The sequence below is a fragment of the Streptomyces sp. NPDC006733 genome, from assembly GCF_040636125.1.
GTDB lineage: Bacteria > Actinomycetota > Actinomycetes > Streptomycetales > Streptomycetaceae > Actinacidiphila.
In genome coordinates this window covers 68295-84823 of sequence record NZ_JBEYJD010000012.1, presented here as the reverse complement: position 1 = coordinate 84823, position 16529 = coordinate 68295, and the positions used below count along the sequence as shown (strand labels likewise).

16 protein-coding genes are annotated in these 16529 nt (G+C 71.7%); 4 read left to right on the top strand and 12 right to left on the bottom strand.

Annotation, left to right across the window (positions count from 1 at the left end; translation table 11 throughout):
- The first annotated feature begins 98 nt into the window (after positions 1-98).
- From ABZ721_RS13295 to ABZ721_RS13285, 3 genes are all read left to right on the top strand, one after another.
- Positions 99-1301: a DUF2092 domain-containing protein gene (locus tag ABZ721_RS13295; protein WP_358788799.1), complete on the top strand. Its 1203-nt coding sequence runs from the start codon at positions 99-101 to the stop codon at positions 1299-1301.
- Positions 1302-1412: 111 nt separating this feature from the next.
- Positions 1413-2420, top strand: a complete 1008-nt coding sequence (locus tag ABZ721_RS13290; RefSeq protein ID WP_358788723.1) for an ABC transporter ATP-binding protein — start codon at positions 1413-1415, stop codon at positions 2418-2420.
- Positions 2407-3300 (top strand): ABC transporter permease, encoded by an 894-nt coding sequence (locus tag ABZ721_RS13285; protein WP_358788722.1) that lies wholly within the window; start codon positions 2407-2409, stop codon positions 3298-3300. Before ABZ721_RS13290 ends, ABZ721_RS13285 begins: the two co-directional genes overlap by 14 nt.
- Before the next feature lie 57 nt (positions 3301-3357).
- On the opposite strand, the gene ABZ721_RS13280 is transcribed toward ABZ721_RS13285, so the two are convergent.
- From ABZ721_RS13280 to ABZ721_RS13245, 8 genes are all read right to left on the bottom strand, one after another.
- Positions 3358-3915 carry an NAD(P)H-dependent oxidoreductase gene (locus tag ABZ721_RS13280; RefSeq protein ID WP_358788721.1) on the bottom strand — a complete coding sequence of 186 codons (558 nt, stop codon included), beginning with the start codon at positions 3913-3915 and terminating at the stop codon, positions 3358-3360.
- Between the two features lie 375 nt (positions 3916-4290).
- Entirely contained in the window at positions 4291-5334 is a 1044-nt protein-coding gene (locus tag ABZ721_RS13275; RefSeq protein ID WP_358788720.1) for a serine hydrolase domain-containing protein, read from the bottom strand.
- Positions 5331-6359 (bottom strand): hypothetical protein, encoded by a 1029-nt coding sequence (locus ABZ721_RS13270; RefSeq protein WP_358788719.1) that lies wholly within the window; start codon positions 6357-6359, stop codon positions 5331-5333. Before ABZ721_RS13270 ends, ABZ721_RS13275 begins: the two co-directional genes overlap by 4 nt.
- Entirely contained in the window at positions 6356-7153 is a 798-nt protein-coding gene (locus tag ABZ721_RS13265) for a hypothetical protein (protein WP_358788718.1), read from the bottom strand. The genes ABZ721_RS13270 and ABZ721_RS13265 overlap by 4 nt, the downstream gene beginning before the upstream one ends.
- Positions 7150-7338, bottom strand: a complete 189-nt coding sequence (locus ABZ721_RS13260) for a hypothetical protein (RefSeq protein ID WP_358788717.1) — start codon at positions 7336-7338, stop codon at positions 7150-7152. The genes ABZ721_RS13265 and ABZ721_RS13260 overlap by 4 nt, the downstream gene beginning before the upstream one ends.
- Before the next feature lie 163 nt (positions 7339-7501).
- Complete coding sequence (locus tag ABZ721_RS13255) at positions 7502-8257, bottom strand: class I SAM-dependent methyltransferase (RefSeq protein ID WP_358788716.1); 756 nt, start codon at positions 8255-8257, stop codon at positions 7502-7504.
- A 61-nt stretch (positions 8258-8318) separates the two neighbouring features.
- The gene (gene rarD, locus ABZ721_RS13250) at positions 8319-9281 is read right to left on the bottom strand and encodes an EamA family transporter RarD (RefSeq protein WP_358788715.1); all 963 of its coding nucleotides are present in this window, start codon (positions 9279-9281) and stop codon (positions 8319-8321) included.
- Positions 9282-9400: 119 nt separating this feature from the next.
- The gene (locus ABZ721_RS13245) at positions 9401-10258 is read right to left on the bottom strand and encodes an SDR family oxidoreductase (RefSeq protein WP_358788714.1); all 858 of its coding nucleotides are present in this window, start codon (positions 10256-10258) and stop codon (positions 9401-9403) included.
- Positions 10259-10368: 110 nt separating this feature from the next.
- Here ABZ721_RS13245 and ABZ721_RS13240 point away from each other — a divergent pair, with 110 nt between their 5' ends.
- On the top strand, positions 10369-10803 hold the full coding sequence (locus ABZ721_RS13240) for a helix-turn-helix domain-containing protein (RefSeq protein ID WP_358788713.1): 435 nt from the start codon (positions 10369-10371) through the stop codon (positions 10801-10803).
- A gap of 89 nt (positions 10804-10892) precedes the next feature.
- Here the strand turns inward: ABZ721_RS13240 and ABZ721_RS13235 are convergent, their stop codons facing one another.
- The 4 genes from ABZ721_RS13235 to ABZ721_RS13220 form a co-directional block, all read right to left on the bottom strand.
- Positions 10893-11993, bottom strand: coding sequence for a 2-oxoacid:ferredoxin oxidoreductase subunit beta (locus ABZ721_RS13235; protein WP_358788712.1), 1101 nt, complete (start codon positions 11991-11993; stop codon positions 10893-10895).
- Positions 11986-13923 (bottom strand): 2-oxoacid:acceptor oxidoreductase subunit alpha, encoded by a 1938-nt coding sequence (locus ABZ721_RS13230; protein WP_358788711.1) that lies wholly within the window; start codon positions 13921-13923, stop codon positions 11986-11988. The genes ABZ721_RS13235 and ABZ721_RS13230 overlap by 8 nt, the downstream gene beginning before the upstream one ends.
- A gap of 367 nt (positions 13924-14290) precedes the next feature.
- A complete protein-coding gene (locus ABZ721_RS13225) occupies positions 14291-14950 on the bottom strand; it encodes a response regulator transcription factor (RefSeq protein WP_358788798.1) in 660 nt (219 codons plus the stop codon).
- Between the two features lie 230 nt (positions 14951-15180).
- Positions 15181-16494, bottom strand: a complete 1314-nt coding sequence (locus ABZ721_RS13220; protein WP_358788710.1) for a sensor domain-containing protein — start codon at positions 16492-16494, stop codon at positions 15181-15183.
- Positions 16495-16529: the final 35 nt, after the last annotated feature.

Sequence of the window (16529 nt, the reverse complement as noted above, 5' to 3'; positions counted from 1 at the left end):
TGGCACGGATCCAACCGACGCAGGTCCCCCCAGTGGGAGACGCCGGAAACACCGGAGACGCCGGGGGAGAGGGCAGCAGGCCGGGTCGCCGCAAGGCGATGCGGTACGCCGTCCCCGTCGCGGTGGCGGGGGTGGCGGCGGCGACCATCAGCCTCGTCCCGGCGCTCGCCGACTCCGGCAACCCCGATCTGCCGAAGATCACGGCAGAGCAGTTGCTGACGAAGATAGCCGCCTCCGACACCCAGACGATCTCGGGTTCGGTCAAGATCACCACCAATCTCGGACTGCCGTCCTTCCTCGGCGGCGCCACCGGGGGCGGCAGCCCCTTCGGCGGCGCGGGCGGGGACGACAGCGGCAAGGGCCGCAAGGGCAGCGGCTCCGCCGCCGACCCCAAGGCGCAGCTCACCCAACTGCTGGCCGGCAGCCACACGCTGCACGTGGCGGCGGACGGGCCGGACAAGCAGCGCGTCTCCATCGTGGAGAAGGCCGCCGAGTACAGCCTCATCCACAACGGCGACCAGGTGTGGGCGTACGACAGCGCGTCCAACCAGGCCTACCACTCGACCGTGCCGAGGTCCGGCACGGCGGGCACCGACCGCAAGCAGCTGCCGAAGGACTTCCCGAGCACCCCGCAGGCCGCGGCCCAGCAGGCGCTGAAGGCGGCGGGCCCCAACACGTCCGTCTCCGTGGACGGCACGGCGAAGGTCGCCGGGCGCAACGCCTACCAGCTCCTCGTCCAGCCCAAGGGCGGGGATTCCACGGTCGGCGCGATCCGGGTCGCGGTGGACGCGTCGACCGGGGTGCCGCTGAAGTTCACGCTGACGCCCAGGACGGGCGGCAAGGCCGCGATCGACATCGGCTTCACGAAGGTCGACTTCGGCAAGCCCGCCGAGAGCACCTTCCGCTTCACCCCGCCCAAGGGCGCCAAGGTGACGGAGGACACGGCGGACGGGTCCGCGCGGGACGACCGGGCGGCCGAGGCCGGGAAGTCCGGCCTCGAAGGGCTCGACGGCCTGAACATCCTGGGTGCGGAGTGGAACTCGATCGCCGAGATCAAGGTGCCCAAGGGCGCCCTGCCCGGTTCGGACTCCGGTGAGCAGTCCGGGCGGCACGGCCGGAACGACAAGGCGGTGCAGGGGCTGATCGACAGCTTCGGCAAGGACGTCACCGGCAAGTTCGGTTCCGGGAAGATCTTCTCCACCCGCCTCGTCAACGCCCTGATCACCGACAACGGCACCGTGTACGTCGGCGCCGTCAACCAGGACGCGCTGGTCAGGGCCGCCGACGCGGCCGCCGGGTAGGCGCGCTCGACCCCACTGTCCGCCCGGCCGTGTCACCGGCCGGGCGGGCTCTTGCTTCATGTGCGTTCACCTCATAGGCGTTCACGTGCGTTCAGGTGCGGAGGAAGTGCGATGGAAGAGCCGTCCGCCGCGGCCGGGTCCGAGGCCGTGATCGAGACCCGCGGTCTGACGAAGCAGTACCGGGGGACACTCGCCGTGGACGGCCTGGACCTGCGGGTGCCGCGCGGCAGCGTCTTCGGCTTCCTCGGGCCCAACGGCTCCGGGAAGACGACCACCATCCGCATGCTGATGGGCCTGATCGAGCCGACCGCCGGGACGGCCCGGGTGCTGGGCCGCCCCATGCCGCGCGCGGGCCGCACCGTGCTGCCGCGGGTCGGCGCGCTCATCGAGGGCCCGGCGCTCTACGGGTTCCTGTCCGGGCGGGAGAACCTGGTGCGGTACGACTCCGCCGATCCCACGGCGGACCCCCGCACCCGCGCCGCCCGCGTCGGGGACGCGCTCGACCGGGTCGGCCTGGCCGCCGCCGCGGGCAAGAAGGCGCGGGCGTACTCGCTCGGGATGAAGCAGCGGCTCGGCCTCGCCTCCGCGCTGCTCCAGCCGCGCGAGCTGCTGGTGCTGGACGAGCCGACCAACGGCCTGGACCCGCAGGGCATGCGGGAGATCCGCTCCCTGGTACGGGAGTTGGCGGCCGACGGCACGACCGTCTTCCTCTCCTCGCACCTGCTCGACGAGATCGAGCAGGTGTGCTCGCACGTCGCCGTGATGGCGCGCGGCCGTCTCATCACCCAGGGGACCGTCGCGGAACTCGCGGCCGGCACCCGCGGCCGGCTCGCGGTGACCACCCCGGACGCGGTGGACGCCGTACGGATTCTCAAGGAGCACGGCGTGACGGACCTGACCGTCCTGGACGACAAGGTCACCGGCGAACTGCCGGCCGACCCGCCCGACCCGCCCGACTCGGCGGAACCCGTCGTACCCGTCGAACCGGTGGACCTCGCCGACCTCAACGCGGCGCTGGTCGCCGCCGGGGTCCGGGTACGCGGCTTCGGGGTCGAACGGGCCTCGCTGGAGGACGCCTTCGTGGCGCTGACCGGGGAGGGGTTCGATGTCGCGGGTTGAGACCGGAGCGGTCGCCGTCGGCCGCCCGCGCGGCAGCGCGCTCTGGACGCTGGGGCTCTTCCGCAGCGAACTGACCATCGTCTTCCGCCGCTGGCGGACCGCGGCGCTGCTGGCGGTGCTCGCGGCGGTGCCGCTGCTGGTCGGCATCGCGGTGAAGATCGAGACACGCAACGGCGGTTCGGCGGGCGCCGGCGGCGGGGGAGAGGGCGGCCCCGCGTTCATCTCGCAGGTCAGCAACAACGGCCTGTTCCTGAGCTTCGCCTCGCTCGCCGCGACGTTGCCGGTCTTCCTTCCGATGGCGGTCGGGGTGGTGGCCGGCGACTCGATCGCGGGCGAGGCGAACTCCGGCACGCTGCGCTACCTGCTGGTGGCCCCCGCGGGCCGGACGCGGCTACTGCTCGCCAAGTTCACGGCGGTGGCGGCCTTCTGCGCGGTGGCGACCCTGGTCGTGGCGGGCACGGCCCTCGCGGTCGGCGCGGCGCTCTTCCCGCTGGGGGACGTGACGCTGCTGTCGGGCACGACCATCTCGTTCTCGGACGGCCTGGTGCGCGCCCTGATGATCGCGGTGCTGGTGTCGGCGTCGCTGGTGGGCGTCGCCGCGATCGGCCTGTTCATCTCGACGCTCACCAACAGCGGCATCGGCGCGATGGCGGCGACGGTGGGCCTGGTGATCACCGTGCAGATCGTGGACACGATCCCGCAGTTGCACGTGGTCCAGCCGTATCTCTTCCCGCACTACTGGCTGAGCTTCGCGGACGTCCTGCGGACCCCGGTCTACTGGGACGACATCCTCAGCAACCTCGGCCTGCAGGCGCTGTACGCGGCGGTGTTCGGGTCGGCGGCCTGGGCGCGGTTCACGTCGCGGGACATCAGCGCGTGAGGCGGACCGGGGTGTGAGGGCGGCCGGCGCGTGAGGCGGGGCAGGGCGTAGGGCGGGTCAGCCCGTGAAGAACTCCTTCGCCCGGCTGAGCGCGGCGGTGTCGTCGAGGACGTCACCGGGCCGGGTGCCGTTGCCCGTCAACACGCCGCCCCACTCCATCTTCATATAGTTCGCCGTCTTGCGGAGGGTGCCCACCAGGGCATCGGCGTCGGCGACATCGCGCCCCGACAGGGCCGTGACGCCCCACAGCGTCCGTCCCGCCATCCGGGGCCTGAAGTCCACGCCGGGGGCGCGCATCCACCCGGACCAGTGGTCGAGATAGCGCTTGGTGGCGGTGGAGACGCTGTACCAGTAGAGCGGCGAGGCGATCACGAGATCGGTCGCGCCGAGGGTGGCGTCGAGCAGGGTCTCGGCGTGGCCGGTGGGCGCGGGGTAGCTGCCGTCCCCCTCGTGGCGCAGGTCCTCGAAGTCCGGCAGCGGCAGCTCCGCCAGCCGCAGCCACCGCTGTTCGGCGCCGGCGGGCAGCTGCTCCGCGGCCTGCCGGGCCAGGAGTTCGGTGTTGCCGCCCGTGCGCGGGCTGCCGAGGAGGAAGAGGAACGACCGATGAGTGTGCATACGCATTTATTGCATGCGCATGTAATTCTCGTCAAGGGTGCTGGTATGACTGCTCGCAGGAGTGTTCGCGTGGGGGCGGCGGGAGGGCGCGGGTGAGGCCGCGGCCCGCAGATGCTGTCATCTGCGGGCCGCTGAACGTGACCCTGCCGCGGTAGGTGCGGTGGTCTTCGTGACGGCCCGGAGTCGGCGGACTGGACAGGTTGTGATCAATCGCCCGGGGGGCGCATGCGTTCCTTCACATGCTAGAGGGATGTACCAGACATTTGTAACCAATCGCCATGTCGCAGACGACGGTATCGGGTTGATGGCCACTCGGTCGGCGCAGCACGCCGTGGGTGTCGGAATTCAGCTGAGCGGAGTTGGCCGATCATCGGTTCAGCGGCTCCGCAGGACCGCCAGCGAGCGCAGCGCGTCATAGGCGCGCTGGATGAACGTGCTGCTCATGGATGGCGCGGTGTTGGTCAGCGCGACGAGCCCCACGCCCGCCTGCGGGCTGAAGCCGGCGAAGGAGAGGAACCCGCGGGTGCCGCCGGAGTGGTGGAACAGGTCGTGGCCGGGGCGCGGCTGGATGTTCCAGACGAGTCCGAGCCGCCGGGTGTCGCGCGGCAGGACGAGCCGGGGCCGGACGGCGTCGGCGAGCCCGGCCCGCAGCGACGGATCGGCCGCCGCCGTAGGGTCGATCAGCGCGTCCAGCAGCCGGAGCAGGTCCCGGCCGCTGGAGCGCGCCGCGCCCGCCGCGGGCAGTCCGGGGATCCGCCAGGCGGGCCGCGCGCGGCCGTGCCGGTAGCCGGTGGCCTGCGGGAGGTCGGCGGCGCAGTCGGTCCGTGTCATGCCGAGCGGCTGCAACACCCGTGCGGCGAGCAGGTGTTCGTAGCCGCCGTCCTCGGGGGTTCCGGCGGCGCGTGCCAGCACGTGCCCGAGCAGGCCCACACCGAAGTTGGAGTACCGCACCCGGGTGCCGGGTGCGGAACGCGGCCGGGTGCGCCGGACGGCTCGCAGCAGATCGTCGGTCGAGAAGGCGGCGTACGGATTGCTCAGCCAGTGCCCGCGGCCGGAGGCCACCAGGCCGGGTGGCAGCCGCGGCAGTCCTGACGTGTGGGTGGCCAGGTGCAGCAGCGTCATGGGCGCGCCCCGGGTGCGCGGACCGGCGCCGGGTGGCAGGAGGCGGGATACGGGGTCGGTGTGGGCGACTTCACCGCGGGCCGCCTGCTCGGCGAGGAGCAGGGCCGTCAAGACCTTGGTGAGCGAACCGATTTCGAACCGGGTGTCGGCGTCGACCGGGTCACCGCCGCCGTGTGCGGTTCGCCCTTCGGCGAGGAACGCCCGCTCGTCGCCGTACCGCAGGGCGACGACCGTGCCGCTGGCCCCGGCGAGGTCGGTGAGCAGCGGGGCGGCCGCCTCCGCCGCCCACCGCGTCACGGCCGGACCGAGGAGCCGTTGGGGCTGTCGCCGGGGCTGTCGCGGGGATGGTCGCCGTTGTCCGCTCCAGGGGAGCCGGCCCCGGATGCGCCGCCGCCGGTGCCGTCGGTCCGGTCGAGGGCGCGGGAGACGGCCAGGGTGCCGGCGATCGCCGCGACGACCGCCGTGTGCTGCTGGTCCGCGAACCGGTAGTCGAGGTCGTCGGAGACGGGCGCCGTGTCCCGCGGCACCAGACCGTCGTCGTGCTGGACCGAGGCCAGCAGCTCCCACGCCGCCGGATCGATGTACGGCTCCTTCAGGCAGCTGCCGACGATCATCAACTCGCCCAGCAGGTCCCACTCCCCGACCTCGGCCCAGATGTCGATCCAGACCGGCAGCCAGGCGGCGACGTACGCGCCGATGTCGTCGGGCAGGTCCTCCGGCACGCGGCCCCAGTCGGTCACGTGGAAGACCGTGTGCGTCATGTTGTAGCCGGTGATCCAGTCGACGAGCCACGGCTCGGGCGCGTTCCCGAGCCACGTCGCGCCGATCAACTCCGTCCAGTCGCCCGCCCGTCCGGTGCCGTCGAGGCCCGCCACGCGGGTCGCGTTGGCGACGGCCAGGGCGCGGTTGGGGAGGTGTTCGGCGCCGCGCACCGAGCGCAGCCCGGAGACCTGCGCGAGCAACTGCCGCATCGGCTCGTGGCGGTGGCCGCCGCGGACGAAGTGCGCGTACGTCTCCAGCGAGTCCGTCATCAGCGGGAAGCGCAGCAGGCGCGCGTAGAGCAGGTCGCCCTCGCCGAGCTGCCCCCAGGCGTGCTCCAGCAGGTCGTGGGACCTGCGCAGCCCGTCGGCGCCGGCCACGGACTCGCGCAGCACCAGCGAGGACGCGAGCGCCATCTCGCCGAGCGCCTTGTAGGCGCCGGGAGGATCGCTGATGTCGGTGCCGATGTCCTCCGGCAGGGAGCCGCGCCGGTGGTGTTCGTGCAGCCAGCCCAGGGCCTTCTCGCTCACCTGGTGGGCCGTTGCTGTCACCGACGCCGTCATACGGACTCCACTGCGAGTAGTTTGCCGGCGATCGCGGTGTCGAGGGCGAGCCGGGATCCGCTGCCGATCATCCGCAGATGGCCGACCAGGGGGACGGGGTCGAGCGGCAGGTCCACGCCCTCGTGCTGGAGCAGCGCCAGCCAGCGGGCGATCCGCGCCGCCGTGGGGTAGTCGCGCCGCATCAGCGACCGGGTCGCACCCCGGGAGAGCGCCAACGGCGCCCGGCGGGCTGCCGCGTGCACCGGCCCGTCGAGCCCGGGAAGGGCGAGCGAGGACAACTGCCCCATCCGCACCGACCATTCGGCCCAGCCGAGGTCGCGCGCGGGCCCGGGGGACGGCTCCTCGGCCGGGCGCAGCCCCACCCGCCGTGCGAGCAGCGGTGCTTCGGCCGGCCGTGCGGCGTACAGCGACACCACCTCGGCCGCCTCGCCCTCCGCGGCGAAGCGCTCCAGCATCGACGCGGTGGCCCAGTCGCGCCACGCCATCACCCACGGCTCGGCGGGCCCGGCGGGCGGCGACTGCGGAACGCCCTGCGGGGGCGGGAAGACGGTGAAGGAACGCGCCACGGCTGCCGCGTCCAGGGGGTGCAGGGCGGTACCGGCGAGCAGGTGCGGGGCGAAGGCGTCCGCTCCGACGACCCGGACGGCGGCGAGCGCCGCCGCGTCGTCCTCCGCCCCTTCGACGTGCGCGGCGACCATGGCCGTGCCCCCGACGCCCCGAAGGGCGTCGAGGGCACTCCGAGCCAGGTCGGCCGCCGAGTCGGCGTACGCCGTCCGCGACCGATCGGAGCTCACTTGTCCTTCGGCTCCTTCGGCAGCGAAGGCGAAAGCAGCAGCCCGAGGAGAAGCAGCCCGGCGCCGCCCGCCTGGGGCGAGTAGACCGGGGCGTCGCTCACGGCCGTCTCGGGTTCCACCATCGCGAAGCCGAGGGCGACGGGGTCCGGAGCCTTGATGGATGAGTGCAAGGTCTGAGCAAGCATGGAAGCCTCCTCAATAGACGTCACCACCGTTTCCGGTGATGCTCAACACCCTTACCGTACGAGGAGAATGGGACGAATGCACCATTTGGCACGTATGACGCAGTGAGGGCCGCCGTGGGATGCGTGATGCGCGGCGAGGGTGTAACGCGCGGCTTCGGGGCGATTATGTTTTACGCGCTTCAACCAGGTAACGAGTGGTATGGGCGACAAAAGAACCTTCTGACCGGATCTGCTCGTCCAGGGCCTTCAGCTCGGTCCGGTACTGCGCGACGGTGAACCCCGGGACCATCCAGATGACCTTCCGGAGGAAATACACCACGGCCCCGATGTCGTGGAACTCGGTGCGCAGCGTCTCCATCCGCAGATCCAGCACCTCCAGCCCGGCGGCCTCGGCCGCCACCCGCGCGTCGTCCGGGTGCCGCCCCCGCCGCACCTCCGCCGGCAGCGGGCCGAGGAAGTACTCGACGAGCTCGAAGACGCTCGCCGGCCCCACCTGCTGCGAGAAGTACGTGCCGCCGGGTGCCAGCACCCGCGCGATCTCGTCCCACCAGGTGGTCACCGGGTGGCGACTGACGACCAGGTCGAACGCGTTGTCGCCGAACGGCAGCGGCGGCTCGTCCTCGTCGGCGACGACGACCGCCCCGAGCGGGTGCAGCAGCGCGGTGGCCTTGGCGACGTTCGGCGGCCAGGACTCGGTCGCGACCGCGAGCGGCGGCAGCCGCGGCACCCCCGCGAGCACCTCCCCGCCCCCGGTCTGGATGTCCAGCGCGGCCCGCGCCCGCCCCATCCGCTCACCCATGGCGCGCGCGTACCCCCAGGAGGGCCGCTCCTCGCTGGCCCGCCCGTCGAGCCAGGAGAAGTCCCACCCGTCCACCGAGACGGCTTCCGCCTCGCCCACCAGCACCTCGAAACTCCGCATCCCCCAACCCTGACACCACCCCCGCCCCCGGGCCAACGCATTACCGGCAGCGGTGGGCGGGTTACGCCGGGGTGGTGGTTCTGGGGGGCTCGGCGGCGGCTGCCGCCGCTGTGGCGGCGGTGCGGGTGGCCGTGCGGGTGCGGTGGGCGGAGTGCAGGGCGTCCCAGGTGAGGAGGGCGAGGGCGGCCCAGACGAGGCCGAAGCCGACCCAGCGCTCGGGGGGCATGGCCTCGTGGAAGTACACCAGTCCGAGGAGGAACTGGAAGACCGGCGCGAGGTACTGCAGGAGGCCGATCGTGCTCAGCGGGAGGCGGATGGCCGCGGCGCCGAAGGCGATGAGGGGGCCGGCGGTGACCAGGCCGCACGTCATGAGGAGGGCCGCGTGGCCGGGGCCCTCGGTGGTGAAGGTGGCGTTGCCCTGGGTGCCGAGGAAGACCAGGTAGCCGACGGCGGGCAGGAACTGCACGGACGTCTCGGCGGCCAGCGACTCCAGCCCGCCCATGCCGACCTTCTTCTTGATGAAGCCGTACGTGGCGAACGAGAACGCGAGCGTCAGGGCGATCCACGGCAGCCGCCCGTAGCCGATGGCCAGGACGAGCACGGCCGCGACGCCGATGCCGACCGCGGTCCACTGCAGCGGCCGCAGCCGCTCGCGCAGGACCAGGACGCCGATGGCGATGGTGACCAGCGGGTTGATGAAGTAGCCGAGGGACGTCTCGACGACATGGCCGGCGTTGACGCCCCAGATGTACAGGCCCCAGTTGACGGAGACCACGGTCGCGGCGACCGCCAGCAGGCCGAGCCGCTTCGGCTGCCGCAGCAGCTCCGGTATCCAGGCCCAGCGCCGCATGACCAGCAGGATCACCGCGACGACGGCGAGTGACCAGACCATCCGGTGGGCGAGGATCTCCAGCGCTCCGGCGGGTTCGAGGAGCGGCCAGAAGAGGGGGAAGGTGCCCCAGAGGCCGTAGGCGGCGAATCCGTAGGCCAGACCCGCGCGGTGTTCGTTCACTGGCAGCGACAACGGGTGCTCCTCCGGCAGATGGCCATGGGTCGAAGGTAGCGCCGTCGAGCCCCGCGTGTCATGGCCGTATCACTTGACGGTCATGACAGGCGGGGCTCAGTGAACGGTGACGCGCGGGGTCAGGCCTTCAGCGCCTCGGCGACCGTCTCCGCGAACGGGGTGGTCGGGCGGCCGATCAGCCGGGAGAGGTCGCCGGTGGTGACGGCGAGCCGGCCGCGGGAGATCGCGTCGTCCACGTCGGCGAAGATCTCGGCGAAGTCCGCGGGCATGCCCGAGCCGGTCAGCAGGGCGCGGAAGTCCTCGGCGGGCAGATCCTTGTAGGCGACCTCCCGGCCGGTCTGCCGCGCCACCTCGGCCGCGTACTCGGGCAGCGACCACGCGACGTCGCCGCTCAGCTCGTAGGCGGTGTTCGTGTGGCCCTCCCCGGCCAGCACGGCCGCGGCCGCGGCGGCGTAGTCGCGGCGGGCGGCGGAGGCGACCCGGCCCTCGCGGGCGCTGCCGACGACGGCGCCGTGCTCCAGCACCGTGGGGAGCTGGCCCGTGTAGTTCTCGGTGTACCAGCCGTTGCGCAGGAAGGTGTACGGCAGGCCGGACGCGAGCATCAGCTCCTCCGTCTCGCGGTGGGCGGCGGCGAGCAGGAAGTCCGCGTCCGGGCCTCCGAGGATGCCGGTGTAGGCGAGCCGCGCCACCCCGGCCTCCTTGGCGGCGTCGATCACCGCGGTGTGCTGCGCCACCCGGCCGTGCAGATCGTTGCTGGAGATCAGCAGCACGGTGTCGCCGGGGTGGAAGGCGGCCTTGAGCGTCTGCGGGCTGTTGTAGTCGGCGACGCGCAGCTCGACACCGCGGGCGGCGAGGTCCGCGGCCTTGTCCGCGTCGCGGACCACGGCGGCGACGCGCTCGGCGGGGACCCGCTCCAGCAGCTCGTCGATGACGAGGCGGCCGAGCTGGCCGGTGGCTCCGGTGACAACGATGCTCATGGTGGGTGCTCCTGTGATAACGGGTGACAGCGGGCTGCGGTGGCTTGTGCACTCACTCTAAGAGCTGCACTAACCTTTCGTAAGTACCCACTTTGAGGTAAGGTACTGGCATGAGCGTAAGTGTCGAACCCGGCGCCCTCGAGCAGCTGGTCACCAGTGAGGCCGCGCGGTCCGCGGGGTCCGCGGGCCCGGTCCCGGACGTCTTCTCGGCGGAGTGCCCCTCGCGCCTCGTGCTGGAGCACGTCACCAGCCGCTGGGGCGTGCTCGTCCTCGCCGCGCTGATCGACGGAACGCACCGGTTCAGCGAGCTGCGCCGGCAGGTGGGCGGCGTGAGCGAGAAGATGCTCGCCCAGACACTGCAGGCGCTGGAGCGGGACGGCTTCGTGCACCGCGAGGCCTACCCCGTCATCCCGCCGCGCGTGGAGTACTCCCTCACCCCGCTCGGCGAGGGCGCGGCGCGCCGCGTCTGGGAGCTGGCCCGCTGGATCGGCGGCTCGCTGCCGGACGTCTTCGAGGCGCGCGAGGCGTACGACGCCGCACGCTGAGCGGGCGGCGGAACGCACGGTGCGGCGGAACGCCGATGCCCGCCCGGGGAGCTCCCCGTGCGGGCATCGGCGTTCGGGACGTACGGCTGTCAGCCGACGACCGTCCAGGTGTCCTGGCCGGCGAGGAGGGTGGCGAGGTCGCCCTTGCCCTTCTCCTCCACGGCCCGCTCCAGCTGGTCGGACATGTCGGCGTCGTAGACCGGGCGTTCGACGCTGCGCAGCACCCCGATGGGGGTGTGGTGCAGCGTGTCGGCGTCGGCGAGGCGGGACAGGGCGAATGCGGTGGTGGGCGACGCGGCGTGGGAGTCGTGGACGAGCACCCCTGCCGTCCCTTCCACGGTCACGTCGATCACCTTGAGTTCACCGGTGGCCGCATCCCTGACGACGCCCTTGGAGCCCAGTCCGTCCTCGGCCGGAGCGCCGAACCGGATGGGCTGCCCGTGCTCCAGCCGGATCAGCGCGTCCTGCGCCGTCTGCTGGTCCTTGAGCACGTCGAAGGCGCCGTCGTTGAAGATGTTGCAGTTCTGGTAGATCTCCACGAGGGCGGTGCCCGGGTGGGCGGCGGCCTCGCGCAGCACCGACTGCAGGTGCTTGCGGTCGGAGTCGATGGTGCGCGCCACGAAGCTCGCCTCGGCGCCGATGGCGAGCGAGACGGGGTTGAACGGCGCGTCCAGGGAGCCCATCGGGGTCGACTTGGTGATCTTGCCGACCTCGGAGGTGGGCGAGTACTGGCCCTTCGTCAGACCGTAGATCCGGTTGTTGAACAGCAGGATCTTGAGGTTGACGTTGCGGCGCAGCGCGTGGATGAGGTGGTTGCCGCCGATGGACAGCGCGTCCCCGTCGCCGGTGACCACCCATACGCTCAAGTCCCGCCGGGAGGAGGCCAGTCCGGTGGCGATGGCCGGGGCGCGGCCGTGGATGGAGTGCATCCCGTAGGTGTTCATGTAGTACGGGAAGCGCGACGAGCAGCCGATGCCCGACACGAACACCACGTTCTCGCGCGCGATGCCGAGCTCCGGCATGAAGGACTGGACGGCGGCGAGGACCGCGTAGTCACCGCAGCCGGGGCACCAGCGCACCTCCTGGTCCGTCTTGAAGTCCTTCATCGACTGCTTGGTCTCGGACTTGGGGACCAGCGACAGCGCCGGAAGCCCCGGCGTGGGGTGGTCGGCGATGGTTGCCTCAGACATCTGCGCCCTCCTCCATGATGGCGTGAGCGAGTTGTTCGGCCTTGAACGGCAGGCCGGTGACCTGGTTGTACGAGCGGGCGTCCACCAGGTACTTCGCCCGCAGCAGGTGGGCGAGCTGCCCGAGGTTCATCTCGGGGACCACCACCTTGTCGTAACGCCGCAGAACCTCTCCGAGATTCCTCGGGAACGGGTTGAGGTGGCGCAGATGGGCCTGCGCGACCTGGCCGCCGCCGGCCCGGATCCGCCGTACCGCGGCGGCGATCGGGCCGTACGTGGAGCCCCAGCCGATCACCAGCGTGCGGGCGTGCGGCTGTCCGTCGACGACGCTCGGGTCGTCGACCTCCAGGTCCGGTACGTCGATGCCGTCGATCTTGGCCTGGCGGGTGCGGACCATGAGGTCGTGGTTGGCCGGGTCGTAGGAGATGTTGCCCGTGCCGTCCTGCTTCTCGATGCCGCCGATCCGGTGCTCCAGGCCCGGGGTGCCGGGCACCGCCCATGGGCGGGCCAGCGTCTGCGGGTCGCGCTTGTACGGCCAGAACGCTTCCTCGCCGTTCTCCAGCGTGTGGTTCGGCCCGGTCGCGAACTGCACCCGCAGGTCGGGGAGTTCGTCCAGCTCCGGGATCCGCCACGGCTCGCTGCCGTTGGCCAGGTAGCCGTCGGACAGCAGGAACACCGGAGTGCGGTACGCCAGCGCGATCCGGGCCGCCTCGATGGCGGCGTCGAAGCAGTCGGCGGCGGTGGACGGCGCCACGATCGGCACCGGCGCCTCGCCGTTGCGCCCGTACATCGCCTGCAGCAGGTCCGCCTGCTCGGTCTTGGTCGGCAGGCCGGTCGACGGCCCGCCGCGCTGGATCGCCACCACCAGCAGCGGCAGCTCCAGCGACACCGCCAGGCCGATGGTCTCCGACTTCAGCGCCACCCCCGGCCCCGAGGTCGTCGTCACCGCCAGCGCCCCGCCGAAGGCGGCGCCGAGCGCGGCCCCGATGGCCGCGATCTCGTCCTCGGCCTGGAAGGTGCGCACCCCGAAGTTCTTGTGCTTCGACAGCTCGTGCAGGATGTCGGAGGCCGGGGTGATCGGGTACGAGCCCAGGTACAGCGGCAGGTCGGCCTGCCGGCTCGCGGCGACCAGGCCGTACGACAGCGCCAGGTTCCCCGAGATGTTGCGGTAGGTCCCGGCCCGGAACGCGGCCGACGCCGGGGCGATCTCGTAGGAGACCGCGAAGTCCTCGGTGGTCTCGCCGAAGTTCCACCCCGCCCGGAACGCCGCGACGTTCGCCTCGGCGATGTCGGGCTTCTTCGCGAACTTCTTGCGCAGGAACTTCTCGGTGCCCTCGGTCGGCCGGTGGTACATCCACGACAGCAGGCCCAGCGCGAACATGTTCTTCGCGCGCTCGGCGTCCTTGCGCGCCAGCCCCGAGTCCTTCAGGGCCTCCACCGTCAGGCTCGTCAGCGGCACCGGGTGGATGGAGTACGCCTCCAGCGAGCCGTCCTCCAGCGGGCTGACGGCGTATCCGACCTTGGCCATCGCCCGCTTGGTGAACTCGTCGGTGTTGACGATGATCTCCGCGCCGCGCGGCAGGTCGGCGATGTTCGCCTTCAGCGCGGCCGGGTTCATCGCGACGAGCACGTTGGGCGCGTCACCGGGGGTGAGGATGTCGTGGTCGGCGAAGTGGAGCTGGAAACTCGACACCCCCGGCAGGGTCCCCGCGGGCGCCCGGATCTCGGCGGGGAAGTTCGGCAGCGTGGAGAGGTCGTTGCCGAACGACGCCGTCTCCGACGTGAAGCGGTCGCCCGTGAGCTGCATTCCGTCACCCGAGTCCCCGGCGAACCGGATGATGACCCGGTCCAGCCGCTGGACTTCCTTGGCCGGTCTGCGCTGTTCACCGAGCAGCGGTTGTCCTAGGGCTGGGCTGCTGACCTGGCTGGTCACTGAACTGGACCTCCTTCGAGGCGGCGGCTCACGGACACGGTCATGACCGTTGATCCCACGTACATCGTACGGTGGTAAGGGTCACCTTCCTGGGGTTTGACCGCATCCCGAACGTCGCGCTGAGCTTCCTGTTTGCCGTGTTTCGTCACGGTTCAATCGCCCCCCGAAGCCCTCACTCGTATGACGCTGTCGTGTGGTACCTCAGTTCTACGACCGCGCGCATGAGTGGGACTCAATGCCAGTGCGTGCTGCTCCGTATCGGTGTGTGGTGCGTCCTGCCGGTGAGTGCTGCGCCATGTCGAGTAGAGGGTGGGTCCCGCGTGGTGCGTGGTGCGACCGCGCAGGCATCTGACACTCTGTCAGATGATCATGAATTCAGATAGGTGAGCACGGCCAGCACCCGACGGTGGTCCCCACCGCTCGGCGCCAGCCCCAGCTTCAGGAAGATGTTGCTGACGTGCTTCTCCACCGCGCCGTCGCTCACCACGAGCTGAGCGGCGACCGCGGAGTTCGTCCGGCCCTCGGCCATCAGGCCCAGCACCTCGCGCTCGCGCGGCGTGAGCCCCGCCAGCACGTCCTGCTTCCGGCTCCGGCCCAGCAGCTGCGCCACGACCTCGGGGTCCAGCGCGGTACCGCCCTGGGCCACCCGGACCACCGCGTCCACGAACTCACGCACTTCGGCTACCCGGTCCTTGAGGAGGTAGCCGACACCGCGGCTGCTGCCCGCCAGCAGTTCCGTCGCGTACTGCTCCTCGACGTACTGCGACAGCACCAGCACACCGACCCCGGGATGCTCCCGGCGCAGCTGGACGGCGGCGCGCACGCCTTCGTCCGTATGGGTGGGCGGCATCCTGACGTCCGCGACCACCACGTCCGGGAGGTTGCCCTCGTCCGCCATCTCCTGGACGACCTTGATCAGCGCCACCGCGTCACCCACTCCCGCGACGACGTCGTGACCCCGGTCGGTCAGCAACCGGGTCAGGCCCTCCCGAAGCAGTACCGAATCCTCGGCGATGACGACCCGCACCCTGTCTCCCACGTTTTCCAGCCCCCCACGTTCGATGTGACCACCCCAGCATTCCAGTATCGGGACCCGGGATGGGGGGCCTGCCGCCCCTAATCGCCGGACGGACCCTTTTTTCGGGGCGGTCCGGCGATGAGGGGCGTGGGGTGGGGGAGCCGCCGGCACGGGAGCGGCCGGCCGGGTTCGGGGGTGGGTGCGGGGTGGCGGCCGCCCGGTCGGCAGACCCGTCGGGGTCACACCCGCCAGGGCAGCTCCGCGCTGATCCGGGTCGGGCCGCCGACCGGGGAGTCGACGGCCAGCACGCCGTCGACCGCGTCGAGCCGCTCCATGAGCCCCGCCAGCCCGGAGCCGGCCGAGGTGTCGACCCCGCCGACGCCGTTGTCGGAGACGAACAGCATCATCCGGTCGGCGGAGCGCCAGATGTCGACCTGGGCCTTCGAGGCGCCGCTGTGCTTGCTGATGTTCTGCAGCAGCTCGGAGACGGTGAAGTACGCGATGCCCTCGATCGCGGGCACCGGGCGGGCCGGCAGGTCCACGGTCACGCTCACCGGCACCGTGCAGCGCGCGGCGACCGCCGACAGGGCCGGGCCGAGCCCGCGGTCGGTGAGGATCGCGGGGTGGATGCCGCGGGCCAGGTCGCGCAGCTCCTGCAGCGCGATCTTCACCTCGCCGTGCGCCTCGTCGACCATGACGGCCGCGGCCCGCGGGTCCTCCAGCAGCTTCTCCTTGGCGAGGCCGAGGTCCATCGCCAGGGCGACGAGCCGGGCCTGGGCGCCGTCGTGCAGGTCGCGTTCGATGCGCCGCAGGTCGGCCGCCGCGTGGTCGACCACCACCCCGCGGTCCGACTCCAGCTCGGTGACCCGGGTGGCCAGCTTCGACGGGCCGAGCAGCCCCGACACCAGCACCCGGTCGACGTGCGCCATGCCGCGGATCATCCACGGGGTGATGACGACGAAGACCAGGCCGACGCCGGAGGAGAGCACCATGTCGCCCGCGGTGTGCAGGTACCAGCCGCCGCCGTGGTCGTCTCCGTACAGCTGCAGTCCCGACTGGCCGATGTAGGCGGGGAAGATCCAGCGCCACAGCGGGTAGGTCAGAAAGCCCCAGCCGTAGAAGAAGAACGTCAGCGAGACGCAGAAGCTGAAGACGGCCCAGGGGAAGTGCAGGAAGCAGTAGAGGACGTGCCGCCAGGCGACGCCGCTCTTGAGCTGCGCTCCCAGCCACCCCATGAAACCGCCCTTGGCGGCCCGGACGGGGCCCGGCTCCGGCACGTCGTGACGGAGCAGCGCGCGGGCCCGTGCCCGCTCGATCACGCCGATGCCCCGGCAGCCCGCCAGGCCCGCCGCGAGCACCGGCAGGCCCAGGAAGGTGATGAGGAGGCCGGCGCCCAGCGACAGCATGGTCACCACGTAGGTGAAGGCGAGGATGCCCATCGGCAGGTTCAGCAGCAGGTAGCCGAACTCACGCCAGGTCCTCGCTTCGAACGGCGCACGCAGCACCGCTGGAAAACGGTGTTCGCGCGCTGCCGGCGAAAATTCGTGGGCCATGATTCCGTCCGTCCTCTGGATTCCGCTCCCTTATG